Raw genomic sequence first — 26,399 nt, forward strand, 5'->3', positions numbered from 1 at the left:
ATGAACGGTGTCATCGCTGGAATCTCCTACCGGGCGCTCCTCGGTCGCCGGCGGATCTGGCTGCTGGGCCTGCTGCCGCTGGTGCTGATCGGCCTGGCCCTCCTGCTGCGACTGCTCGGCGTCGCCGACGAGCGGAACGCGATCACGCTCATGCAGATCTTCGCCGTCAGCACCATGCTGCCGCTGCTGGGCCTGATCGCGGGAACCGGGGTGATCGCCCCCGAGATCGACGACGGCACGATCATCCATCTGCTGGCCAAGCCGATCTCCCGCCCGGTCATCGCCCAGACCAAGTTCCTGGTCGCCGCCTCGACGCTCGCGCTGTTCGCCGCCGTGCCGACCTTCATCGCGGCCTACCTGCTGGTCAACCTCGAATCCGGGATCGCGTACGGCTTCGCCCTGGGATCCTTCATCGGCGGCATCGCGTACGCGGCGGTGTTCATGCTGCTGGGCGTGCTGACGCGGCACGCGGTCACGATCGGCATCATCTACGCGCTCATCTGGGAGGGCGTGGTGGGCAACTTCGTCCCCGGCGCCCGGAGGTTCTCCATCCAGCAGTGGGCCCAGACGGTCGCCGACCAGCTGTCGTCCTCGCCGTTCCTCTCCACCGAGATCACGCTCAGCTTCGCCGTACCGGCACTCCTCATCGTGACCGTCGGCGCGGTCTTCTGGGCAGGACGGCGCCTGCGTGTCTTCTCCCTCACCGGCGACGAGTAGATCCCTCCCGCCACATGTGCGCCCCCTCAGCCGGGGGCGCACATGTGGCGTTCGGATAGGAAGCCGTTCCTGACCGAGTTACCGAAACAGGGTGACCGGTGTGGAGGTCGGCATCTGGACACTGGACGGCCGGCTCCGTTCCTACTCCTGAACGAAAAGCACGGCCCGCGCATCGGATGCGCAAGCCGTGCTCAGATGGTTCAGACGCAGGCCGTACGGACGGCGACGACCGCACGACCCCGTCCGCCGAGACTTCCACAGGAAGATCGTCGATGGTTCTCACCGGCGACGCTCCCGGCGGGAACGGTCAGGGCCGCGCCGAGTCCGCAGAGAGCGGCGGCACGCCGCGTGCCGGTGGAGGGGCGGATCACTGCCATGGCCTTCTCCTTCACGTTGCTCAGGTATCGGGTGAGTGGTGTGTCCGGTGGGACGTCGCCTGCGGCCGGGACTCCGGGGACGGTGGGTCAGAGGGCCGTCGTGACGTAGGTGAGCGTCGCCGAATATCTGCCGACCCGGATGAAGGGGATGTCGGCTTCGAAGTCGTTGCCGATGGCGTCTCCGTTGGGTGCGGACGGGCCCGGCTGGGTGTGGACGAGCACCGGCTCGGTGGCGGAAAGGGGCTGGAAGGCCGACGTGCCGCTCTCACGCACGCGCAGGTTCCCGATCGGGATGGTCGCGTCGTTGCCGGGCTCGTTCGAGGTGAGCTCGTCGGACCCCGCCTGCACGGTGACGGTGTAGCCGTCGAAACTGTTCGTGATGACCGTCATGGTCACGGCCTCGTTGCCTCTGACCGTCGAGTTCGGAGTGCCGCTCAGCGTGAAATCGCTGGTCAGGTCGACGAGGCTGATGCTGGTGGGCGTCACGGCGGTCTGGACGGAACAGCCGGGGTCGGTACCGCCGACGGGGCAGGTGCTGCCGACGGTCGCCGAGGTGACCTGGTTGTCGAGGATCGCGTCGCCGGCCTCCTCGTCACTGGTGAGAACGGTGAAGGTGACGACCGCGCTCGCTGCCACCGGCAGCGCCCCGGTCCAGCCGAGGATGCCGTCGGCGTAGGTGACGGTGCCGACGGTCGCGGTCGCGTCGCCCTCGTAGGTGGCGTCGTCGAGCACCCCGGCCAGCGAGTCGGAGAACGCGGCCGCGGCGTACGGGGACTCACCGGTGTTCGTGACCGTGATCGTGTACTGGACGACGGCTTCCGCCACCACGGTACCGCTGTTGTCCGCGGTCTTGGTGATGGTGAGGCCGGGGGTCAGGACGGTGACGGTCGTGGTGCAGCGAGGATCGGTTCCCCCCTCGGGACAGGTGGCTCCGGCGGTGGTGGAGCTGACGGTACTGGTCATGACCTTGTTCCCCGGAGGGGGATAGATGGTGGTGACCGAGTAGGTGATCGTCGCGGTGGCGCCGATGGCGAGGGCGCCTCCCCAGCTGAGGATGCCGTCGGCGTAGGTGACGGTGCCGACGGTGGCGGTCGCGTCGCCGGCGTAGGTCGCGTCGTCGAGCACCCCGGTCAGCGGCTCGGTGAACGCGGCGCCGAGGTAGTCGGTCTCGCCGGTGTTGACCAGGGTCACCGTGTAGTGGACGGCCGTCCCGGCGGCGACGACGCTGGAGTCGGCGGTCTGCGTGATCGTGAGTTGCGGCACCAGGACGCGCACGAGCGTCGCGCACGCCGGGTCGCTGCCGCCCACCGGGCAGGTGCTGCCCGGTGCGGTGGAGCTCACGCCGCTGGTCAGAACCTTGTCGCCGGGGTCGGGATCCTTCACCGTGATGGAGTAGGTGATCGCGGTGCTCGCACCGACCGCGAGGGATCCGACCCAGGTCAGTTTCGGCGCGGTGTAGTCGAAGACGCCGGTGGAGGCGCTCGCGTCCTCGTTGTAGACCGCGTCGGGGAGCAGCCCGTTGAGCGCGGCGACGACGGAGGCGCCGGCGTAGTCGGTCTGCCCGGTGTTGGTGAGCGTGATCGTGTAGCCGACCGTGCTTCCGGGGGTCGTGGTCGCCGTGTCGGCGGTCATGGCGATGCTCAGCGCGGGGATCAGGATGGTGACGGTCGCGCTGCAGGCCGGGGCGGTGCCGCCCACCGGGCAGGTGCTGCCCGGCGCGGACGAGGAGACGACGCTGGTCATGCTCGTGTCTCCGGTGTTGGGGTTGTTCGCCGTCACCGTGTAGGTGACGGTCGCGGTCGCCCCGACCGCCAGATCGCCGGTCCAGGTCAGGGTCTGACCGGCGAGGCCGACCGTGCCGGTCGTGGCGCTCGCGTTCCCGTTGTAGGTCGCCTCGTCCAGCACCTCGGCGAGAGAGTCCGCGACGCTCGCGCCGAGGTAGGGGGTCTGGCCGGTGTTGGCGATCGTGATCGTGAACCGTACGGTGCCGCCGGGGGTCGTGGTCACCCGGTCCGCGACGGTGGAGACGGCCAGTCCCGGAATGAGCACGGTCACCGTCGCGGTGCAGGCCGGCCCGGTGCCGCCCACCGGGCAGGTGCTGCCCGGCGCGGACGACGAGGCGACTCCGGTGAGAACCTTGTTACCGGAGTCCGGGTTTTTGACCGTCACCGTGTAGCCGATGGTAACCGCCGCGCCGACCGCGAGATCGCCGGTCCAGGTCAGGGTCTGACCGGCGACGGCGACCGTGCCCACCGTGGCGGTAACGTCCCCGTTGTAGGTGGCGTCGTCCAGTATCCCCGCCAGCGCGCCGGCGACGCTCGTCCCGGTGTACGGGGTCTGGCCGGTGTTCGTGGCCGTGATCGTGAAGCCGACCGTCGCACCCGGCGTGGTGGTGGTCGTGCCGGCCGTCTGGACGATCGTCAGGGCGGGGACGAGCACGATGACGAGCGTCGTGCACGCCGGGAAAGACCCGACGGACGGGCAGGTGCTGCCCAGCGTGTCGGAGAACGTCTTGTTGACGATCAGCTTGTCGCCGGGGTCGGGGTTACGCACGGTCACCGAGTAGGTGATCGTGGCGCTGGCGCCGATGGCGAGGTCACCGGTCCAGGTCAGATCGGGGCTGGTGAAGGTGACCGTGCCGCTCGTGGCGGTCGCGTCACCGTTGTAGACGGCGTCCGGGAGCACCGCGTCGAGCTGGTCGGTCACCGATGCTCCGGTGTAGGGGGTCTGGCCGGTGTTGGCGACGGTGATCGTGTAGGTGACGATGCCGCCGGGGGTGACCGTGGTCTTGTCGGCGCTCTTGGAGACGTCCAGGACGGGGGTCAGCACGCTCACCGTCGAGGTGCAGGCCGGGTCGGTGCCGCCGACGGGACAGTTGTTCCCCGGGGCGGCCGAGGTCATCACGGAGCTCAGGGTCTTGTTCCCGGGGTCGGGGTTGCGCACGGTCACCGAGAAGGTGACGGTGACGGTCGCGCCGATCGCGAGAGCCCCTTGCCACCTCACCTGACCGCTCCCGGAGTTGAAAGTGATGTTGCCCGCCGAGGCCGCCACGTCGCCGGTGAGGGTCGCGTCGTCGAGGACTCCGGCGAGCAGGCCGTCCACGACGGCGACGGGGTACGGCGTCTGCCCGGTGTTCGCGATCGTGACCGTGTAGTTCACCGCCCCGGTCGGGATGGTCGTGGCGACGTCCGCCGAGTTCGTGATCGTGATCCGGGAGATCAGGACCTCGTTGGAGCAGCGGGTGTCGTTGCCGCCGACCGGGCAGGTGGCGCCGGCGGTGGTGGAGGTGACGGCGTTGGACAATCTCTGGTTGCCGGTGCCCGGGGTGTTGACCGTGATGCTGTAGGTGATGACGGCCGCCTGGCCGGGGCTGAGGGCGCCGGTCCAGGCGATGGCCTGGCTGCCGAAGGTAGCGGTACCGCGCGTGGCGCTCACGTCGCCGTTGTAGGCGGCGTCGTCCAGCACCCCGGCCAGCGCGTCGGTGAAGTTCGCCGCGGCGAAGGGCACCTGGCCGGTGTTGGTGGCCGTGATCGTGTAAGTGACCGTCCCACCGGGTGTGGTCGAGGTCTTGTCGGCGGTCTTCGCGATCGTCAGGATCGGGGTGAGGATGACGACCCTCGCGTCGCAGGCCGTGTTCCCACTGGCGGGCGGGCAGGTGCTGCCCACCTCGGTGGACGTGGCCGCGTTGGTCACGAGCTTGTCACCCAGAGCGGGGTTGTTGATGGTGACCGAGTAGGTGACGATCGCGGTCGCCCCGACCGCCAGGTTGCCGGTCCAGGTCAGGGTCTGACCGGCGAGGCCGACCGTGCCGGTCGTGGCGCTCGCGTTCCCGTTGTAGGTCGCCTCGTTCAGCACCCCGGCGAGCGAGTCCGTGACGGTGGCCCCGGTGTACGGGGTCTGGCCGGTGTTGGCGACCGTGAGCGTGTAGGCCACCACCCCTCCCGGAACCACCGCGGACCTGTCGGCGACCTTGGTGATCGTCAGAGCGGGGATCAGCACGGAGACGGAGACGGAGCAGCCGGGGTCGGTCGCCACGGGGCAACTGCTGCCCGGCGCCGAAGAGGACACGGCACTGGTCAGCACCTTGTCGCCCTGATCGGGGTTGTTCACCGTGAACGTGCCGGTCACCACGACGCTGTCCCCAATGGGGATGTTCCCCGTCCATGTCAGCGTGGTCGCGTCCAGCGACAGCGACAGCGACCCGGAGGTGGCGATCTGATCTCCGTTGGGGACGGCGTCGTCGAACATGCTGCTCCCGTTGAGGAGGACGGTGATCCCGTTGTACGCCGTCTGCCCCGTGTTGCTGATGAAGGTGGTGAAGCGCACCACTTCGCCCGGTGTGATGGTGTCCGTGTCGGCGAAGGCCAGGATCTCCAGCCCCGCCGTGGTCACTGTCTCGGAGCAGCGGGGGTCGGTGCTCCCGACGGCGCAGTTGCCGTCTGCCGAGTCCGACACCAGGGTGTTGGAGAGGAGCCCGTTCCCGCCGCCCCGGGGGTTCGCCGTCACCGAGTAGGTGACCGTGGTCGACCCCTCGGCCGGGACGGTCCCGGTCCAGGTCAGATCGGGTTCGGTGTAGGTGACGGTGCCCGTTCCGGCCGTGGCGTCGCCGTTGTAGGTCGCCTCGTCCAGCACCTCGGTGAGCGAGTCGGTGAACGTCGCGCCGACGTACGGGGTCAGTCCGCTGTTGCTGATCGTGACGGTGTAGGTGACCACCTCGCCCTCCGCGACCGAGGCGGTGCTCGCGGCCTTGTCGAACGTCAGCGTGGTGGCCTCGACGACCTGGACGCCGGCGCTGCAGCGGGTGTCGGTTCCGCCGGTCGGGCAGTTGTTGGCGGGGGTGGCGGAGGTGATCGCGTTCACCAGGTTCAGGTCGCCGGTCGCCGGGTTGTTGATGGTGACCGTGTAGGTGATGGTCGCGCTCGCGCCAACCGCCAGATTTCCGGTCCAGGTCAGGTCCGTCCCGGCGAAACCGACCGTGCCGGTCGTGGCCGTCGCGTCGGCGTTGTAGGCCGCGTCGTCCAGCACGCCCGCCAGCGCGTCGGTGAACGTCGCCCCCGTGTAGGGGAGCTGCCCGGTGTTGGCGGCGGTGATCGTGTAGGTGATCGTGCTCCCGGGAACCCCCGTCGTGGAATCGGCGGTCTTGGTGATCGCCAGGGCGGGAACGAGCACGGCCACGGCGCTGGTGCACTGCTGGTTACCGCTCGCCGGGGCGCAGTTGCTGCCGGCGGTGGGCGAGGAGACCGTGTTGACCATGAGCCTGTCCCCGGCGGCGGGATCGCCGACGGTGACCGTGTAGGCGATCGTCGCGCTCGCCCCGACCGCCAGATTTCCGGTCCAGGTCAGGTCCGTCCCGGCGAAACCGACCGTGCCGGTCGTGGCCGTGGCGTCGCCGTTGTAGGTCGCGTCGTCCAGCACGCCCGCCAGCGGGTCGGTGAACGTCGCACCGGTGTACGGCGCCTGCCCCGAGTTGGTGACCGTGACCGTGTAGCCGACGGTGCCTCCCTGGACCGTGGCGGCGGTGTCGGCGGTTTTGACGATCGTCAGGCCGGGGACCAGCACGGCAAGGCTGGCAGTGCAGCGGGGATCCGAGCCTCCCGATGGGCAGTTGTTACCCCTGGCCGTTGAGACCAGGGTGCCGGTGACGATCCGGTTGCCGGTGGGCGGGTTCTTGAGCGTCAGGGTGCCGGTGATGGTGACGACGCCCCCGACGGGGATGTTCCCGGTCCAGGTGATGCCCGTGGCATCAAGGACGAGCGTGCCCGAGCTGGCGGTCTGGTCGCCGTTGGGGATGGCGTCGTCGACGGTGCCGGCGCTGGCACTGAAGACGCTGATCCCGGTGTAGGGGACCTGCCCGGTGTTGGTGAACGTGGCGTTGAGCGTGATCGTCGAGCCGGGGGTCGCACCGGCCTGGGTGTAGCTCTGCTCCAGCACGAGGCGCGCCACCGGCACCGAGACGGAGCACCGGGGATCGAGGCTCCCGGCCGGGCAGTTACTCCCCCTGGTGGACGAGACGACGGTGTTGGAGAGCAGGGCGTCTCCCGGATCGGGATTGCGCACGGTGACCGTATAGGTGATCGTCGCACTCGCCCCGACCGCCAGGTTGCCGGTCCAGGTCAGGGTGGAGCCGGCGAAGCCGACCGTGCCGCTGGTCGCGGTGGCGTTCGCGTTGTAGACCGCGTCGTCCAGCACCCCGGCCAGCGCGTCGGTGACGGTGGCCCCGGTGTACGGGGTCTCCCCGGAGTTGGTGACGGTGACCGTGTAGCCGACGGTCGCCCCCGGCACCGTCGTAGTGGCGTTCGCGGTCTTGGCGACGGTCAGCGCCGGCACGAGGACGATCACCGACGCGGTGCACCGGGCGTCGCTGCCCCCGGCGGGGCAGGTGCTGCCCGGCGTGGTCGAGACCACCACGCTGTCCAGCTGCCGGTCACCGGCGTAGGGGTCGTGCACGGTGACCGAGTACGTGATCGTCGCACTCTCCCCGACCGCGAGGTCCCCGGTCCAGGTCAGGGTGGAGTCGGCGAAGCCGACCGAGCCGCTGGTCGCGGTGGCGTCCCCGTTGTAGTCCGCGTCGTCGAGCAGCTGCTCCAGCGACTCGGTCACCGTGGCGCCGGTGTAAGGGGTCTCCCCCGTGTTGGCGACCGTGATCGTGTAGGTCACCGTGTCACCCGGCAAGGTCGTCTGAGCGTCGGCGGTGTTCGTGATCGTCAGCGCCGGGACCAGGACCGTGACGACGTTGAAACAGCCGGGCAACGTCGCACCGATGACCGGACAGGTGCTGCCCGGCGCGGGAGACGTGATGGAGGTGCTCAGAGCCTTGTCCCCGGTGTCGGGGTCGTTGACGGTGACCGAACCGGTGATGGTGACCGTCGCGCCGACCGCGATGTCCCCCGTCCACAGGAGCGCGCCGGTCGGGGTCACTCCGATACTGCCCGAGCTGGTCACGATGTCGCCGTTGTAGGTCGCGTCATCGAGGAAGCCCGCGATGGTGAACGTGGCACTGGTGTTCACGTAGGGGGTCTGCCCGGTGTTGGCCAGCGTGAGCGTGTAGGTGACGACGCCCCCCGGGACCGTGGTGGACACGTCGGTCTCATCGGTGATCGTCAGCTGCGGAACGAGGACCGCCACGCTGTCGGCGCACCGGGCATCGCTACCCCCTGTGGGGCAGTTGCTGCCGACGGTGGACGAGGAGACCGTGTTCGAGAGCACTTTGTTCCCGGTGTCGGGATTCTTCACCGTGACCGAGTAGGTGATCGTGGCGGTCGCGGCGACCGCGAGGTCACCGGCCCAGGTCAGTGTGGAGCCGGCGAAGCCGACCGAGCCGCTGGTCGCGGTGGCGTCCGCGTTGTAGGTCGCGTCGTCCAGCACCCCGGCCAGCGCGTCGGCGAACGTCGCCCCGGTATACGGCGTCTGCCCCGAGTTGGTGACCGCGACCGTGTAGTGGACGACCGACCCGGGGGTCGTGGTCGACGCGTCGGCCACCTTGGCGATCGTCAGGCCGGGGATCAGGACCGGGACGGTGCTGAAGCACCCAGGGGCCTGGTTGCCCACCGGGCAGTTGTTGCCCGCCGCGGCGGAGACTGCGGAGGTCCTCAGGACCCTGTCGCCGGTGTCGGGATTCTTCACGGTGACCGAGCCGGTGATGGTGACGGCCGCGCCGATGGCCAGGTTACCGGTCCAGGTGTAGGTGCCGTTCAGATTGTTGACCAGAGTGCCCGACGTCGCGGCGAAGTCGCCGTTGCTCGTCGCGTCGTCCAGCACGCCCGCCAGGGAGACGGTGAAACTCGTCCCGACATAAGGGGTCTGCCCGGTGTTGGAGGCTGTCAACGTGTAGTTCACGGTCGAGCCCGGCGTGGTGCTGGCCACGTCCGCGCCGCTGCTGATCGTCAGTCCGGGGATCAGGACCGTGACGGTGGCGGTGCACTGCGCGCCGGGGTTTCCCGGCGGGCAGGTGCTGCCGGGAGTGGCCGAGGAGATCGTGTTGGAGACGGTCCTGTCGCCGGTGTCGGGGTTCTGCACCGTGGCCGAGTAGGTGATGTTCGCACTCGCACCGGGCGCGAGGTTTCCGGTCCAGATCAGGTTGGGGCTGGTGTACGACAGGCTACCGGTCGTCGCGATCGCGTCGGCGTTGTAGACGGCGTCGTCGAGCAGACCGGCCATCGCGTCGGTGAACGTCACCCCGGTGTACGGGGTCTGGCCGTTGTTCGTCACCGTGACCGTGTAGCCGATCGCCCCTCCGGGGGTCGCCGTCGAGACGCTGGCGACCTTGACGATGGACAGTCCGGACACGGTCACGGTGGCGGAGCATCGGGGATCGCTGCCGCCGGCCGGGCAGGTGCTGCCGACCGTCGATGAGGTCACCGCGTTGGCCAGCACCTTGTTGCCGGTGTCGGGGTTGTTCACCGTGACCGAGTAGCCGATGGTCACGGTCGCGCCGGCCGCCACGTTGCCCGTCCAGGTCAGGGTCTGGCCGGTCAGTGACACCGAGCCGGCGCTCGCGGTCGCGTCACCGTTGTAGGTCGCGTCGTCGAGGACGCCCGCCAGCGGGTCGTTCAACGTCGCACCGGTGAAGGCGGTCGTGCCGGTGTTGTTCACGGTGATCGTGTAGTTGAGCGTGCCCCCCGGGACCGCCGAGGAGGCATCGGCCGTCTTGACCATGACCAGGGGCCCGACCGCGATGACCAGCGTCACGGACCTGGTGTCGGCCAGACCGTTCGCGTCGACCACCCGGAAGGTGACCGTGGAGCTGCCCGTCGCGGTCGGGGTGCCCGACAACACGCCGGTGGAGGTGTTCAGGGTCAGGCCCGGCGGCAGGCTGCCCGCGCTGACCGACCACACATACGGCGCGGTTCCCCCGCTCACGGTCAGCGGAACGCTGTAGGCGACCCCGACCTGCCCGGGCGGTGGCGCGACGAACGTGAACGTGGGCAGCGCCGCGATCGTCAGGCTCACCGTCCTGGTGTTGCTCTGGTTGAAGGCGTCGACCACCCTGACGGTGAAGGAGAAGGCACCTCCAAGCGTCGGGGTGCCCGACAGCACACCGGTGGAGGTGTTCAGAGTCAGGCCCGGCGGCAGACTGCCCGCGGTGATCGACCACACGTACGGCGCGGTGCCGCCGGTGACGGTCAGCGGGATGCTGTAGGGGATGCTCACCTCCCCGGCGGGCGGCGCCGGGAACGTCAGGACGGGTGCCGCCGCGATGATCAGGGTGACCGCACGGGTGGTGCTCACGTTGCTGGCGTCCGTCACCCGCGCGGTGAAGGAGTAGCTGCCCGCCGAGGTGGGGGTGCCCGACAGCACACCGGTGGAGGTGTTCAGAGTCAGGCCCGGCGGCAGACTGCCCGCGCTGACCGACCACACGTACGGCGCGGTCCCCCCGGTGACCGTCAGCGGAACGCTGTAGGCGACGCTCACCTCTCCCGCCGGAGGCGCGGCGAAGGTGAAGGCGGGCGAGGAGTTGGGGACGACGGCGGCGGAGGGCAGGGACGGCTGGCCGGGGCCCGCCGCGTTCACGGCGGTCACGGTGAACGTGTACGAGGTCCCCGGGGTCAGGCCGGTGGCGGTCTGGGTGGTCGCGGTGCCGGCGAACGTCTGGGTGGCCTGCGCGACGCCGCCGATGTAGGGCGTGACGACGTAGCTCGTGATGGCGCTGCCGTTGCTCGCCGGCGCCGTCCAGGTCAGGGTCGCGGAGGAGGTCCCGGCGGTGACCGCGGTGATGGCCGGCCGGCCGGGGAGGTCGTAGGGGACGACCGCGTTGGACGCGGGGCTGGGTGAGCCGGTGCCGATCGCGTTCACCGCGGCGACGGTGAAGGTGTATGTTGCGCCGGCGGTCAGCCCGGTCAGCGTCCGGCTGGTGGCCGAGGCGTCGAAAGCCACTGGGGTCTGGGCCACACCGTTGCGCGTCGGGGTCACCACGTAGCCGGTGATGGCGCTGCCGTTGTTCGCCGGCGCCGTCCAGCTCACCGTCGCGCTGGTCACCCCGGTCGTGGCCGTGGGAGCGGTGGGCGCCGCGGGCGCGGCGAGGTAGGTGTAGGCGGCCGCCGCGGCGAGGCCCACGGTGACCACGGTGACGGTCACCGCCCCGCTGGTGGACCTGGCGGGCATGGACGGGATGGTCAGGGTGCCGTTGCCGTTGTTGACGAAGCATCCGGTGGTGACCCCGGAGGGACACGGCAGCAGGACCACCGGGGTGCCGGCCTGCTGCTGGGCGGTGGAGCCGATCTCGATGGCGGTCGCGTTGGAGATGTTCGTCCCGTTCACGGTCACGGTGCTGCCGCCGGCGATCGTGCCCGAGGTCGAGCTCAGGCTGATGCCACTGGGCGTCGCCGGCAGCGTGCCCACGGTCGTGGACGACGAGTAGGCGGGGCTGGCGTCGCTCGCCGACGACGTGGCCACCGTCGTGCTCTGGACCAGCGCCGGCGTGACACCGGTCGCGGTGACGATACCCACCACGGTGATCGGCGCTAACGTCGCCCCGGCCGGGAACGGGCCGTTGCTGTTGGTACAGGTGACCGACCGCCCCGAAGGCGCGGCGCAGACCCATCCCGTGCCGTACGCCCCCGCGGCCACCGTCCCGACCGGCAGCGTCTGGGTCATCGAGATCGGAGAGGTCTCCGGGATGCCGGCGGCGACGCCCGCCACGACGCTGTAGGTCACCGGATCGCCCGGCGACAGCGTCGCGGCGTTGTAACTCGTCTGCGAGACCGTCAGCTCGGGGACCGCACTGATCGTGGCCACCTTGGCCTCGTCGACCTCGTGGAAGTCGACCACGGCTCCGGTGGATCCCACCCAGCCGAACACCAACTGCCGGGGAACCCCGTTGGCGTTCAGCCAGCTCGCCGGATACAGGCCAGCGGTGACCGCGGGGAGCGTGCCGGTCAGAGTCTTGGTCACACCGCCCACCAGGGTGACCACCACCCGGTAGCTGTTGGCCGGGATCGCCAGGCCGGCGGCGGTCGTGAGGACCGTGTTGGTGGGGTTGATGCCCACCTGGACCGGGACACCCGTGCGAGTGGCCGCCCGCAGGGGAAGGGCCGGGGAGGCCGTCGTGGTGGCCGTGCTGTTGATCGCGCAGTAGCCGACTGCGCCGTTGCCCGGCCCGCGCACGACGACCTGGCCGGGCACCTTGACACCGCCCGTCCCGATGTAGGCCGGGTTCGTGCAGGCGCTCCCCTGGTAGGTGCTGGTGCTGTAGTTCCCGAACACGTCAAGGCCGATGCCGAGATAGCCGTACGCCAGGCCGGCGAGAACGTTGGTCCCGGTGTAACCCAGCCCGCCACCCAGCTGGCCGAGGTTGGCCGGCGGCTGGGGGTTGGCCGGGTCGACCGCCGCCAGCACGAAGGCGAGGCCGTCGGCGTTGCCCCCACCGTACTGGTAGGTGTTGAACGTCACGTCGAGGCCCTGCGAGGTGGGCACGCCGACGGCGCCGAAGACCCCGCCCACCTTGTTGGTCGACGCGTCGGTCAGGCGCAGCTTGCCTAAGCCCGGGCTGTCCGGGCTGCCGGTGCAGCTGCGCAGGACACCCGTGGTGGTGTTGCCGGGGGCGGTCAGGCACGCGAAGTTCGTCAAGCCCGAACCGGCCGGCGGCGCGGGCAGCACCACGGCGCCGTTCCCGTTGGCCGTGTTGTTGTGGAACGGCTGGTCGAACACGACCGTGCCCGCCGCCGACGCGGGACGAGGGTCCAGCACGGTCGCCGTACCGGTCAGCCCCGAGCAGGTCAGGGCCAGGACGAGAACCCGGACGGTCCCCCTCCTGACACGAGGCACCCAGGTCCCCTGCCCGGACACAGCAGTGAAGAAAGGCACGCCGACACCCCGATCGATCTCGATGTTCGCGGCTTCCCGATCTGCGAACGCCCTGAGGATCGGGGTGAACCGCGGTCACCGGACTCCAGATCGCCGACGCGGTGATCCAGTCGCTGACTTCTTGATTCGCCGGGGAACGTCGGAGCCACCGGAGCCAGCCCGGAGAGATCTAGCCGTAACGACTCAAAGTCTCTGATCAACTACGGAGAGTGTCAATCAACGCGAAGAGACGGCGTGGCGACGCGGGATATGCCGGATACTTCATACAGTTTCAGCCCGAGCCGGCACTACAGCCGATAACCGCATCACGACAAAGGACGGTCAGAGATGGCGGGGAGAAGTGTCCTCAACCCGTCCGGGACTCAAAAGAAGCGACCCCTTGCCGGGGGTGTGAACACCCCCGGCAAGGGGTCGTGACCGCTTCGGGCGCGGGCCGCGCCTCATCGCCACGAACAGGCGGGAACGGTCAGGACGGTAGCCGCAGGCGGGCGTGGCGTCTCGCGCGGCGGGCGACCAGTGTTCCGGCCACCGCCACGACCAGCAGCCCGATCCCCATCAGGACGTACCGCATGGGGCCCGAGACCGGATCGGTCGCCTGGCGGGCGGCCTCGTCCGCGGCGGCGCCGGCCGGCAGTTGGTCCGAGTGGGTGGCGCAGACGATCGGTTTGGCGTCCGCTCCGGTGCTCGCGCAGGCGACGGTGGCCAGGCGCAGCAGGTGATCCGGCGTGGCCTGCACCTTGGCGGTGGTGTGGAAGGTGACGTCCTTGCCCGCCCCCAGGTTCGCCGACCAGACGACCTGCCCCTTTCGTACCGTGCCATGACCGTCGGCGGAGACGAACTTGAGGCCGGGCGGAAGGCTCTGGGTGAGGTGGAGGTCGCGAGCACCCGCCGTGCCGATGTTCCGGACGGTGACGGTGTAGGTCAGCCGGTCCCCCTCCTGGGTGGCGGTCCGGCCGTTGTCGACGCTGATGCTCAGCCGCGGGACCTCCCCGGCGGAGGCGTTCCCGGCGATCGCCTTCCCCGCGGGCGCCTTCCCACCCGCCTTCTCTCCGGCGGCCGTCCTCTCATGGGCCGCCCCTCCGCCTGTCTTCTCACGGGTCTCCCTTTCGGCGTTCGCCCTCCCCCCGGCCTCCTCTCCGGTGGTCGCCTTCTCACCCGGGCCTCCCGGCGACGGCTCCGGCGCGAGCGCCGCCGAGGAGGTGCCCGCGAGGACTGCGGCCAGCATCACGCCGAGTCCGCAGGCGACGGCGGCGCGCCGCGCGGCGCCGGTGTGAGGGGTGCCTGTCATGGCTTCTCCTTCGCGTTTCACGTACAGAGGTGAATGATTCGGTCATGTACAGAGGTGGATGATCTGTGGTGGTGCGGTGGGAGACGGCAGGTCACGGGGTCATCGCGACGTACTCGATCGTCGTGGAGTAGCGACCGGCCGCGACAAAGGGAATGTCCACCTCGTAGTCGTTGCTGATGGCGTCCCCGCCGGGCGCCGACGGTCCGGACTGCTGGTGGACGAGCACCGGGATCGTCGCGGAGAGGGGCGAGAAGGTCGACGTGCCGCTCGCGCGGACGCGCAGGTTTTCGACCGGGATGCGGTCGAGCACGCCGGGAGTCGCGGGGACGAGTTCGGGAGAGGTCGCCCGCGCGGTGACGGTGTAGCCGTTGACGCTGTTCGTGGTGACGGTCATCGTCACCGCCTCCGTGCCGCGCACGGTCGTGTCCGGCATGCCCACCAGCGTGAACTCGGTGATCAGGTCCGTCAGGGCGATGCTCGTGGGCGTCACGGTGATCGAGCTGAAGCAGCCGGGGTCGGTGCCGCCCACGGGACAGGTGCTGCCGGTCGACGCCGAGGTGACCCGGGCGTCGAGGACCCCGTCCCCGGTGATCGGGTTGTTGGCGGTGACGCTGAAGGTGATGACCGTGGTCGCGTTCACGGGCAGCGCACCCGTCCAGCCCAGGGTGGTGCCCGCGAAGGTGAGAGCGCCGCTGGAGGCGGCCGCGTCCGCGTTGTACGCGGCGTTGTCGAGCACTCCCGCCAGCAGGGCGCTGAGCGCCGCCGCGGCATAGGGAGCCTCACCGGTGTTGGTGGCCACGATCGTGTAGTTGACGGTGCCGCCCGCGACGACGGCGCCGTTGGTGTCCGAGGTCATGGTGACGGTCAGTGCCGGGACGATGATGGTGACGGTCGCGGCGCAGCCGGGATCGGTCCCCGGGGCAGGGCAGGTGGAGCCGGGCTCGGCGGAGGTGACGGCGTTGTCCATGACACGGTCGCCTGAGGCGGGATAGGTGACGGCCACCGAGTAGGTGACCGTGGCGATCTCACCGACCGCGAGATCGCCGGTCCAGGTCAGCACCGGCGCGGCGTAGGCGACGGTCCCGGTGGAGGCGGTCGCGTCGTTCTGGTAGACGGCGTCGTCGAGCACACCGGCCAGCGCGTCGGTGACCGTGGCACCGGTGTAGACGGTCTCTCCGGTGTTGGCGATCGTCACCGTGTAGTGCACGGCGTTACCGGCGACGGCGACGGCGGTGTCGGCGGCCTTCGTGATCGTCAGCGCCGGCACGAGGACCCGCACGAACGTCTCGCAGGCCGGGTCGGTGCCGCCCACCGGGCAGGTGTTGCCCGGGGTCGGCGAGGTCACATTGCTGGTCAGGGTCTTGTCACCGGGGTCGGGGTCCTTCACCGTGACGGAGTAGGTGATCGTGGCACTCGCGCCGATGGCGAGGGCGCCGGTCCAGGTCAGCTTCGGCGCCGTGTAGTCGAGGGTGCCGGTGGTGGCGGTCGCGTCGCCGTTGTAGATCGTGTCCGAGAACAGCCCGTCGAGCGCGGAGACGACGGTGGCCGCGGCGTAGGCCGTCTGCCCGGTGTTGGTGAGCGCGATCGTGTAGACGACCGTGCTTCCGGGGGTCGTGGTCGCAACATCGGCTGTCTGGGTGATGCTCAGGGCGGGGATCAGGACGGTGACGGTCGCGGTGCAGGCGGGACCGCCGCCACCCACCGGGCAGGTGCTGCCCGGCGCGGACGAGGCGACGACACTGGTCATGGTCTTGTCCCCGGTGATGGGGTTGTTGACCGTCACCGTGAAGGCGACGGTCGCGGTCGCCCCGGTCGCGAGGCTGCCGGTCCAGGTCAGGTCGGACCCGGCGAACCCGACGCCGCCGGTGGTGGCGGTCGCGTCTCCGTTGTAGGTCGCGTCGTCCAGCACGGCCGCGAGCGCGTCGACGACGGTCGCCCCGGTGTACGGGGTCTGGCCGGTGTTCGCGATCGTGATCGTGAACCGTACGGTGCCATCGGGGGTCGTGGTCGCCGTGTCCGCCGTGGTGGAGATCGCCAGTCCGGGGATCAGAACGGTCACCGTCGAGGTGCAGGCGGGACCGCCGCCGCCCACCGGGCAGGTGCTGCCCGGCACGGACGAGGCCACGCTGTTGGTCATGGCCTTGTCGCCGGGATCGGGGGCGCGCACGGTGACCGAGTACGTGACCGTGGCGCTCGCACCGACCGCGAGATCGCCGGTCCAGGTCAGGTTGGGGCTGGTGAAGACGACCGTGCCGCTCGTGGCGGTCGCGTCGCCGTTGAAGGTCGCGTCGTCCAGCACGGCCGCGAGCGCGTCGACGACGGTCGCCCCGGTGTACGGGGTCTGGCCGGTGTTCGCGACGGTGATCGTGTAACCGACCGTGGAGCCTGGCGTGGTGGTGACGGTGTCCGCGACCTTCGTGACGGACAGGGCGGGGACGAGCACGGTGACGAGCGTCGTGCACGCCGGGGTGGATCTGCTGGACGGGCAGGTGCTGCCCAGCGTGTTGGAGAAGAGTCCGTTGGCGATCTGCTTGTCGCCGGGGTCGGGATCGCGAACGGTGACCGAGTAGGTGATCGTGGCACTGGCGCCGACGGCGAGGTCACCGGTCCAGGTCAGGTCGGGGCTGGTGAAGGTGACCGTGCCGCTCGTGGCGGTCGCGTCACCGTTGTAGACGGCATCCGTGATCACCGCGTCGAGCTGGTCGGTCACGGATGCCCCGGTGTACGGGGTCTCGCCGGTGTTGGCGACAGTGATCGTGTAGGTGATGGTGCCACCGGGGGTGACCGTGGCCCTGTCCGCGACCTTGGAGATATCCAGAACGGGAGTCAGCACGGTCACGGACGACGTGCAGGCCGGGTCGGTGCTCCCGACGGGACAGTTGGTCCCCGGGGTGGCCGAGGTCACGACGGAGCTCAGGACCTGGTTCCCCGGGTCCGGGTTCCGCACGGTCACCGAGAAGGTGACGGTGACGGTCTGGCCGACCGCGAGGGCGCCCTGCCACATCAACTCTCCGCTCCCGGGAACGAAGGTGAACTGGCCCGCCGAGGCCGTCCCGTCGCCGTTGTAGACCGCGTCGTCCACCACTCCGGCGAGCAGGTCGTCCACGGCGGCGGTGATGTACGGTGTCTGCCCGGTGTTCGCGATCGTGACCGTGTAGTGCACCACTCCGGTCGGAATGGTCGTGGCGACGTCCGCCGAGTTCGTGATCGTGATCCTGGAGATCAGGACCTCACGGGAACAGCGGGTGTCGGTGCCGCCGACCGGACAGGTGGTGCCCGGGGTGGTGGAGGTGACGGCGTTGTCCAGCCGCTGGTCACCGGTGCTCGGCGTGTTGACCGTGATGCTGTAGGTGATGATGGCCGCCTGGCCGGGGCTGAGGGCGCCGGTCCAGGTGATGGCCTGGCTGCCGAAGGTGACCGTTCCCCGCGTGGCGCTCGCGTCGCCGTTGTAGGTGGCGTCGTCCAGCACCCCGGCCAGCGCGTCGGTGAAGTTCGCCGCGGCGAAGGGCACCTGGCCGGTGTTGGTGGCCGTGATCGTGTAGGCGACCGTTCCGCCGGGTGTGACCGAGGCGCTGCCGGCGGTCTTCACGATCCTCAGGACCGGGGTGAGGATGACGACACTCGCACTGCACGCCGCGCTGCCGCTGGCGGGCAGGCAGGTGCTGCCCACATCCGTGGAGGAGGCCGAGTTGATCAGGAGCTTGCCGGCCGAGCTGGTGCCTCCGGCGGTGACCGAGTAGGTGACGGTCGCGGTCGCCCCGACCGCCAGATTGCCGGTCCAGGTCAGGGTCTGACCGGCGAGGCCGACCGTGCCGGTCGTGGCGCTCGCGTTCCCGTTGTAGGTCGCCTCGTCCAGCACCCCGGCGAGCGAGTCCGTGACGGTGGCGCCGGTATACGGGGTCTGGCCGGTGTTGGCGATCGTGACCGTGTAGGCCACCACCCCTCCCGGAACCACCGCGGACCTGTCGGCGACCTTGGTGATCGTCAGAGCGGGGATCAGCACGGAGACGGAGACGGAGCAGCCGGGGTCGGTCGCCACGGGGCAGCTGCTGCCCGGCGCCGAAGAGGACACGGCACTGGTCATCACCCTGTCGCCCAGGTCGGGATTGTTCACCGTGAACGTGCCGGTCACCACGACGCTGCCGCCCACGGGGATGTCCCCGGTCCACGTCAGCGCGGTCGCGCCCAGCGACAGCGACCCGGAGGTGGCGATCTGGTCTCCGTTGGGGACGGCGTCGTCGAAGATGCCGCTCCCGTTGAGGAGGACGGTGATCCCGTTGTACGCCGTCTGCCCCGTGTTGTCGATGAAGGTGGTGAAGCGCACGACCTCGCCCGGTGTGACGGTCTCCGCGTCGGCGAAGGCCAGGATCTCCAGTGCCGCCAAGGTCACCATGTCGGAGCAGCGTGAGTCGGTGCTCCCGACGGCGCAGTTGCCGTCTGCCGAGTCCGACACCAGGGTGTTGGAGAGGATCCCGTTCCCGGAGCCCACGGGCTTCGCCGTCACCGAGTAGGTGACCGTGGTCGATCCCTCGGCCGGGACGGTCCCGGTCCAGGTCAGGTCGGGTTCGGTGTAGGTGACGGTGCCCGTTCCGGCCGCGGCGTCGCCGTTGTAGGTGGCATCGTCCAACAGCCCGGCCAGCGAGTCGGTGAACGTCGCGCCGACGTACGGGGTCAGTCCGCTGTTGCTGATCGTGACGGTGTAGATGATCGTCTCGCCCGGCGCGACCGGTTCGGTGTTCACGTCCTTGTCGAACGTCAGCGTGGTGGCCTCGACGACCTGGACCCTGACGCCGCAGCGGGTGTCGGTCCCACCGGTTGGACAGTTGTTGGCGGGGGTGGCGGAGGTGATCGCGTTCACCAGGTTCAGGTCGCCGGTCGCCGGGTTGTTGATGGTGACCGTGTAGGTGATGGTCGCGCTCGCGCCAACCGCCAGATTTCCGGTCCAGGTCAGGTCCGTCCCGGCGAAACCGACCGTGCCGGTCGTGGCCGTCGCGTCGGCGTTGTAGGCCGCGTCGTCCAGCACGCCCGCCAGCGCGTCGGTGAACGTCGCCCCCGTGTAGGGGAGCTGCCCGGTGTTGGCGGCGGTGATCGTGTAGGTGATCGTGCTTCCGGGAACCGCCACCTCGAGATCGGCGGTCTTGGTGATCGTCAGCGCCGGTACGAGCACGATCACGTTGCTGGTGCACTGCTGGTTACCGCTCGCCGGGGCGCAGTTGCTGCCGGCGGTGGATGAGGAGACCGTGTTGATCATGAACCTGTCCCCGGCGACGGGATCGCCGACGGTGACCGTGTAGGCGATCGTCGCGCTCGCCCCGACCGCCAGATTTCCGGTCCAGGTCAGGTCCGTCCCGGCGAAACCGACCGTGCCGGTCGTGGCCGTCGCGTCGCCGTTGTAGGCCGCGTCGTCCAGCACGCCCGCCAGCGGGTCGGTGAACGTCGCACCGGTGTACGGCGCCTGCCCCGAGTTGGTGACCGTGACCGTGTAGCCGACGGTGCCTCCCTGGACCGTGGCGGCGGTGTCGGCGGTTTTGACGATCGTCAGGCCGGGGACCAGCACGGCAAGGCTGGCAGTGCAGCGGGGATCCGAGCCTCCCGATGGGCAGTTGTTACCCCTGGCCGTTGAGACCAGGGTGCCGGTGACGATCCGGTTGCCGGTGGGCGGGTTCTTGAGCGTCAGGGTGCCGGTGATGGTGACGACGCCCCCGACGGGGATGTTCCCGGTCCAGGTGATGCCCGTGGCATCAAGGACGAGCGTGCCCGAGCTGGCGGTCTGGTCGCCGTTGGGGATGGCGTCGTCGACGGTGCCGGCGCTGGCACTGAAGACGCTGATTCCCCTGTAGGCGGTCTGCCCGGTGTTGGTGAACGTGGCGTTGAGCGTGATCGTCGAGCCGGGGGTCGCACCGGCCTGGGTGTAGCTCTGCTCCAGCACGAGGCGCGCCACCGGCACCGAGACGGAGCACCGGGGATCGAGGCTCCCGGCCGGGCAGTTACTCCCCCTGGTGGACGAGACGACGGTGTTGGAGAGCAGGGCGTCTCCCGGATCGGGATTGCGCACGGTGACCGTATAGGTGATCGTCGCACTCGCCCCGACCGCCAGGTTGCCGGTCCAGGTCAGGGTGGAGCCGGCGAAGCCGACCGTGCCGCTGGTCGCGGTGGCGTTCGCGTTGTAGACCGCGTCGTCCAGCACCCCGGCCAGCGCGTCGGCGAGGGTGGCACCGATGTACGGCGTACCACCGGAGTTGGTGACGGTGACCGTGTAGCCGACGGTCGATCCGAGCGTCGTCGTGGTGACGTTCGCGGTCTTGGCGACGGTCAGCGCCGGCACCAGAACGGCCACCGTCACGGCGCACCGGACGTCGGTGCCCCCGGCCGGGCAGGTGTTGCCGGGCGTGCTCGACACCAGCGTGTTGACCATCAACTTGTCACCGGGATCGGGGTCGAGGACGGTCACCGAGTAGGTGATCGTCGCGCTCGCGCCGATCGCCAGATCACCGGTCCACGTCAGGTTGGGGCTGGTGAAGGAGACCGTGCCGCTGGTCGCGGTCGCGTCGCCGTTGTAGGCCGCGTCGGTGAGGACCTGGGCCAGCAGATCGGTCACCTGGGCGCCGGTGTAGGCGGTCTGCCCGGTGTTGGTGGCCGTGACCGTGTAGTTCACGGTCGAGCCGGGCGTGGCGGTCTGGGTGTCGGCGGCGATGTCCAGGGTCAGCGCCGGGACCAGGACCGTGACGACGTTGAAACAGCCGGGCAACGTCGCACCGATGACCGGACAGGTGCTGCCCGGCGCGGGAGACGTGATGGAGGTGCTCAGAGCCTTGTCCCCGGTGTCGGGGTCGTTGACGGTGACCGAACCGACGATGGTGACCGTCGCGCCCACCGCGATGTCCCCCGTCCACAGCAGCGCGCCCTCCGGGGTCACTCCGATACTGCCCGAGCTGGTCACGATGTCGCCGTTGTAGGTCGCGTCATCGAGGAAGCCCGCGATGGTGAACGTGGCACTGGTGTTCACGTAGGGGGTCTGCCCGGTGTTGGCCAATGTGAGCGTGTAGGTGACGACGCCCCCCGGGACCGTGGTGGACACGTCGGTCTCGTCGGTGATCGTCAGCTGCGGAACGAGGACCGCCACGCTGTCGGCGCACCGGGCATCGCTACCCCCTGTGGGGCAGTTGCTGCCGACGGTGGACGAGGAGACCGTGTTCGAGAGCACTTTGTTCCCGGTGTCGGGATTCTTCACCGTGACCGAGTAGGTGATCGTGGCGGTCGCGGCGACCGCGAGGTCACCGGCCCAGGTCAGTGTGGAGCCGGCGAAGCCGACCGAGCCGCTGGTCGCGGTGGCGTCCGCGTTGTAGGTCGCGTCGTCCAGCACCCCGGCCAGCGCGTCGGCGAACGTCGCCCCGGTATACGGCGTCTGCCCCGAGTTGGTGACCGCGACCGTGTAGTGAACGACCGACCCGGGGGTCGTGGTCGACGCGTCGGCCACCTTGGCGATCGTCAGGCCGGGGATCAGGACCGGGACATTGGTGAGGCACGCGGGGGCCTGGTTGCCCACCGGGCAGGTGTTGCCCGCCGCGTCGGACGTGACGGAGGTCGTCAGCACCCGGTCGCCGGTGTCGGGGTTGTTCACCGTGACCGAGCCGGTGACGGTGACCGACGCGCCGATGGGCAGGTTGCCGGTCCATGTGAGGGTGCCGTCGGGATTGAGGATTACGCTGCCGGACGTCGCGACGGCGTTGCCGTTGTACGTGGCGTCGTCGAGTGTTCCCGCGAGAGAGAAGATGAAGCCGGTCCCCGTGTAGGCCGTCTGGCCGGTGTTGGAGGCCGTGACCGTGTAGTTCACGGTCGAGCCGGGTGTCGTGGTGGCCACGTCCGCGCTACTGGTGATCACCAGGGCGGGGATCAGGACCGTGACGGTGGCGGTGCACTGCGCGCCGGGGTTTCCCGGTGGGCAGGTGCTGCCGGGAGTGGTCGAGGAGATCGTGTTGGAGATGGCCCTGTCCCCGGTGTCAGGGTTCCTCACCGTGACCGAGTAGGTGATGGTCGCACTCGCACCGACCGCGAGGTTTCCGGTCCAGGTCAGGTTGGGGCTGGTGTACGACACGCTGCCGCTCGTCGCGACGGCGTCGGCCTGGTAGACGGCGTCGTCGAGCAGGCCGGCCAGCGAGTCGGTGAACGTCGCCCCGGTGTACGGGGTCTGACCGTTGTTCGTGGCCGTGACGGTGAAGCGGACCGTCCCGCCGGGCGTCGTCGTCGCGGCGTCGGCGACCTTGACGATGGACAGCCCGGAGACGGTCACCGTCGCGGTGCAACGCGGATCGCTGCCGCCGGCCGGGCAGGTGCTGCCGACCGTCGGCGAGGTCACCGCGTTGGCCAGCACCTTGTTGCCGGCGTCGGGGTTGTTCACCGTGACCGAGTAGGTGATGGTCACGGTCGCGCCGGCCGCCACGTTCCCGGTCCAGCTCACGGTCTGGCCGGCGAAGGACACCGAGCCGCCGGTGGCGGCCGCGTTCCCGTTGTACGTCGCGTCGTCGAGGACGTCCGCCAGCGGGTCGTTCATCGTCACGCCGGTGAAGGCGCTCGACCCGGTGTTGTTGACGGTGATCGTGTAGTTGACCGTGTTACCCGGGCCCGCCGACGAGGTGTCGGCTGTCTTGACCATGACCAGCGGGCCGGGTGTGATGACGAACGTCACCGGCCTGGCGTCGAAATGGCCGTCGACGTCGGTCACCCGGACTGTGACCGGATAGCTGCCCGTCGTCGTCGGGGTGCCCGACACCAGGCCGGTGGAGGTGTTCAGCGTGAGACCGGGCGGCAGGCTACCCGCGGTGACCGACCACACGAACGGCGCGGTCCCCCCGCTCACGGTCAGCGGGAAGCTGTAGGCGACTCCCGTCCGACCGCTCGGGACCGCGGGGAACGTGAACGTCGGCGGCGGCACGATCAGCAGGCTGACCGTCCTGGTCGTGCTCTGGTTCTGGGCGTCGACCACCCTGACGGTGAAGGAGAAGGTACCCCCAGTGGTCGGGGTGCCGGAGAGCTGGCCGGTGGAGGTGTTCAGCGTGAGACCGGGCGGCAGGCTACCCGCGGTGACCGACCACACGAACGGCGCGGTCCCCCCGCTCACGGTCAGCGGGATGCTGTAGGGCACCCCCACCTCACCGTCCGGCGGTGCGGGGAACGTCAGCGTCGGCGGCGGCACGATGACCAGGGTGACCGGCTTGGTGGCACTCACGTTGCTGGCGTCCGTCACGCGCACGGTGAAGGGGTAGCTGCCCGCCGAGGTGGGGGTGCCCGACAGCACACCGGTGGAGGTGTTCAGGGTGAGACCCGGCGGCAGGCTGCCCGCGCTGACCGACCACACGTACGGCGCGGTACCCCCGCTCACGGTTAGCGCGACGCTGTAGGGCGCTCCCACCTCACCGGCCGGAGGCGCCGGGAAGGGCAGGGTCGGCGAGGAATTGGGCACGACGGTGGTCGAGGGCAGGGACGGCTGGCCGGGGCCCGCCGCGTTCACGGCGGTCACGGTGAACGTGTACGAGGTCCCCGGGGTCAGGCCGGTGGCGGTCTGGGTGGTCGCGGTGCCGGCGAACGTCTGGGTGGCCTGCGCGACGCCGCCGATGTAGGGGGTGATGACGTAGCTCGTGATGGCGCTGCCGTTGCTCGCCGGCGCCGTCCAGGTCAGGGTCGCGGAGGAGGTCCCGGCGGTGGCCGCGGTGATGGTCGGCCGGCCGGGAACGTCGTAGGGGACGACCGCGTTGGACGCGGGGCTGGGTGAGCCGGTGCCGATCGCGTTCACCGCGGCGACGGTGAAGGTATAGGACGCGCTCGCGGTCAGCCCGGTCAGCGTCCGGCTGGTGGCCGAGGCGTCGAAGGACACCGGGGTCTGGGCCACACCGTTGCGGGTCGGGGTCACCACGTAGCCGGTGATGGCGCTGCCGTTGCTGGCCGGCGCCGTCCAGGTCACCGTCGCGCTGGTCACCCCGGCCACCGCCGTAGGGGCGGTGGGCGCCGCGGGAGCGGCGAGATAGGTGTAGGCCGCCGCCGCGGCGAGACCCACGGTGACCACGGTGACGTTGGTCAGCCCGCTGGTGGATCTGGCGGGCATGGACGGGATGGTCAGGGTGCCGTTGCCGTTGTTGACGAAACAGCCGGTGGTGACCCCGGAGGGACACGGCAGCAGGACGACCGGGGTGCCGGCCTGCTGCTGGGCGGTGGAGCCGATCTCGATCGCGGTCGCGTTGGAGATGTTCGTCCCGCTCACGGTCACGGTGCTGCCGCCGGCGATTGTGCCCGAGGTCGAGCTCAGGCTGATGCCACTGGGCGTCGCCGGCAGCGTGCCCACGGTCGTGGACGACGAGTAGGCGGGATTGGCGTCGCTCGCCGACGACGTGGCCACCGTCGTGCTCTGGACCAGCGCCGGCGTGACACCGGTCGCGGTGACGATACCCACCACGGTGATCGGCGCTAACGTCGCCCCGGCCGGGAACGGGCCGTTGCTGTTGGTACAGGTCACAGACCGCCCCGAAGGCGCGGCGCAGACCCATCCCGTGCCGTACGCCCCCGCGGCCACCGTCCCGACCGGCAGCGTCTGGGTCATCGAGATCGGAGAGGTCTCCGGGATGCCGGCGGCGACGCCCGCCACGACGCTGTAGGTCACCGGATCGCCCGGCGACAGCGTCGCGGCGTTGTAACTCGTCTGCGAGACCGTCAGCTCGGGGACCGCGCTGATCGTGGCCACCTTGGCCTCGTCGACCTCATGGAAGTCGGTGATGCTCCCGGTGGAGCCCACCCAGCCGAACGCCAGTTGCCGGGGCGTCCCGTTGGCGTTCAGCCAGCTCGCCGGATACAGGCCGGCGGGAACCGTGGGGAGTGTGCCCGTTAGGGTCTTGGTCACACCGCTCACGAGGGTGACCAGGATCCGGTAGCTGTTGGCCGGGATCGCCAGGCCGGCGGCGGTCGTGAGGACCGTGTTGGTGGGGTTGATGCCGACCTGGACCGGGACACCCGTTCGGGTGGCCGCCCGCAGGGGGAGAGCTGGGGAGGCCGGCGTGGTAGCCGTGCTGTTGATCGCGCAGTATCCCACGGTGCCGTTACCCGGGCCGCGCACGACGACCTGGCCGGGCACCCGGGTGGTCGTCGAGATGTAAGCCGGATTCGTGCAGGTGCTCCCCTGGTAGGAGGCGTTGCTGTAGTTTCCGTACACGTCGAGGCCGATGCCGAGGTAGCCATAGGCCAGGCCGGGGAGGGCGGAGAACGAGGTGTAGCCCAGCGCACCGCCCGACTGGCCGATGTTGGCCGGAGACTGGGGGTTGGCCGGGTCGACCGCCGCCAGCACGAAACTCATGCCGTCGGCCCCGCCCCCTCCGTACTGGTAACTGTTGAACGTCACGTCGAGGCCCTGCGAGGTGGGCACGCTGACCGCGCCGAAGAGGCCGCCGACCCTGCCGGTCGTCGCGTTCGTCAGCCGCAGTTTGCCGGTGCCCGGGCTGTCCGGGTCGGTGGTGCAGCTGTGCAGGCCGACGGTTCCGGGGTTGCCGGAGGCGCTCAGACACGCGACGTTCGTACCCCCCTGACCGGCCGGCAGCGCGGGCAGCACCACGGCGCCGTCCCCGTTGGCCGTGTTGTTGTGGAACGGCTGGTCGAACACGACCGTGCCCGCCGCCAGCGCGGGACGAGGCGCCAGCACGGCCGCCGTACCGGTCAGCCCCGAGCAGGTCAGGGCCAGGACGAGGACCCGGACGGTCCCCCTCCTGACACGAGGCACCCAGGTCCCCTGCCCGGACACAGCAGTGAAGAAAGGCACGCCAATACCCCGATCGATCTCGATGTTCGCGGCTTCCCGATCTGCGAACGCCCTGAGGATCAGGGTGAACCGCGGTCACCGGACTCCAGATCGCCGACGCGGTGATCCAGTCGCTGACTTCTTGATTCGCCGGGGAACGTCGGAGCCACCGGAGCCAGCCCGGAGAGATCTAGCCGTAACGACTCAAAGTCTCTGATCAACTACGGAGAGTGTCAATCAACGCGAAGAGACGGCGTGGCGACGCGGGATATGCCGGATACTTCATACAGTTTCAGCCCGGGCCGGCACTACAGCCGATAACCGCATCACGACGAAGAACGGTCAGAGATGGCGGGGAGAAGTGCCCTCAACCCGTCCAGGGCTCAAAAGAAGCGACCCCTTGCCGGATGTGTGAACACCCCCGGCAAGGGGTCGTGAT

5 protein-coding genes are annotated in these 26,399 nt (G+C 69.9%); 1 reads left to right on the top strand and 4 read right to left on the bottom strand.

The window, feature by feature from the left end; genetic code table 11:
- Positions 1 to 717 carry an ABC transporter permease gene (locus J2853_RS29155; protein WP_307563505.1) on the top strand — a complete coding sequence of 239 codons (717 nt, stop codon included), beginning with the start codon at positions 1 to 3 and terminating at the stop codon, positions 715 to 717.
- Positions 718 to 917: 200 nt separating this feature from the next.
- Here J2853_RS29155 and J2853_RS29160 read toward each other — a convergent pair whose 3' ends face one another.
- The 4 genes from J2853_RS29160 to J2853_RS29175 form a co-directional block, all read right to left on the bottom strand.
- The gene (locus J2853_RS29160) at positions 918 to 1,094 is read right to left on the bottom strand and encodes a hypothetical protein (protein ID WP_307563507.1); all 177 of its coding nucleotides are present in this window, start codon (positions 1,092 to 1,094) and stop codon (positions 918 to 920) included.
- A gap of 87 nt (positions 1,095 to 1,181) precedes the next feature.
- Positions 1,182 to 12,857 (bottom strand): beta strand repeat-containing protein, encoded by an 11,676-nt coding sequence (locus tag J2853_RS29165; protein WP_307563509.1) that lies wholly within the window; start codon positions 12,855 to 12,857, stop codon positions 1,182 to 1,184.
- 505 nt (positions 12,858 to 13,362) lie between these two features.
- Entirely contained in the window at positions 13,363 to 14,184 is an 822-nt protein-coding gene (locus J2853_RS29170; RefSeq protein ID WP_307563511.1) for a hypothetical protein, read from the bottom strand.
- Positions 14,185 to 14,275: 91 nt separating this feature from the next.
- A complete protein-coding gene (locus J2853_RS29175) occupies positions 14,276 to 25,942 on the bottom strand; it encodes a beta strand repeat-containing protein (protein WP_307563514.1) in 11,667 nt (3,888 codons plus the stop codon).
- Positions 25,943 to 26,399: the final 457 nt, after the last annotated feature.

The sequence above is a fragment of the Streptosporangium lutulentum genome (assembly GCF_030811455.1).
In the GTDB taxonomy this organism is placed as follows: Bacteria; Actinomycetota; Actinomycetes; order Streptosporangiales; family Streptosporangiaceae; genus Streptosporangium; species Streptosporangium lutulentum.

What these genes read in the sequence shown, in the direction of transcription:
- J2853_RS29155 (WP_307563505.1), top strand. Translation starts at nt 1, where the DNA reads ATGAACGGTGTCATCGCTGGAATCTCCTACCGGGCGCTCCTCGGTCGC.
- J2853_RS29160 (WP_307563507.1), bottom strand. Translation starts at nt 1,094, where the DNA reads ATGGCAGTGATCCGCCCCTCCACCGGCACGCGGCGTGCCGCCGCTCTC.
- J2853_RS29170 (WP_307563511.1), bottom strand. Translation starts at nt 14,184, where the DNA reads ATGACAGGCACCCCTCACACCGGCGCCGCGCGGCGCGCCGCCGTCGCC.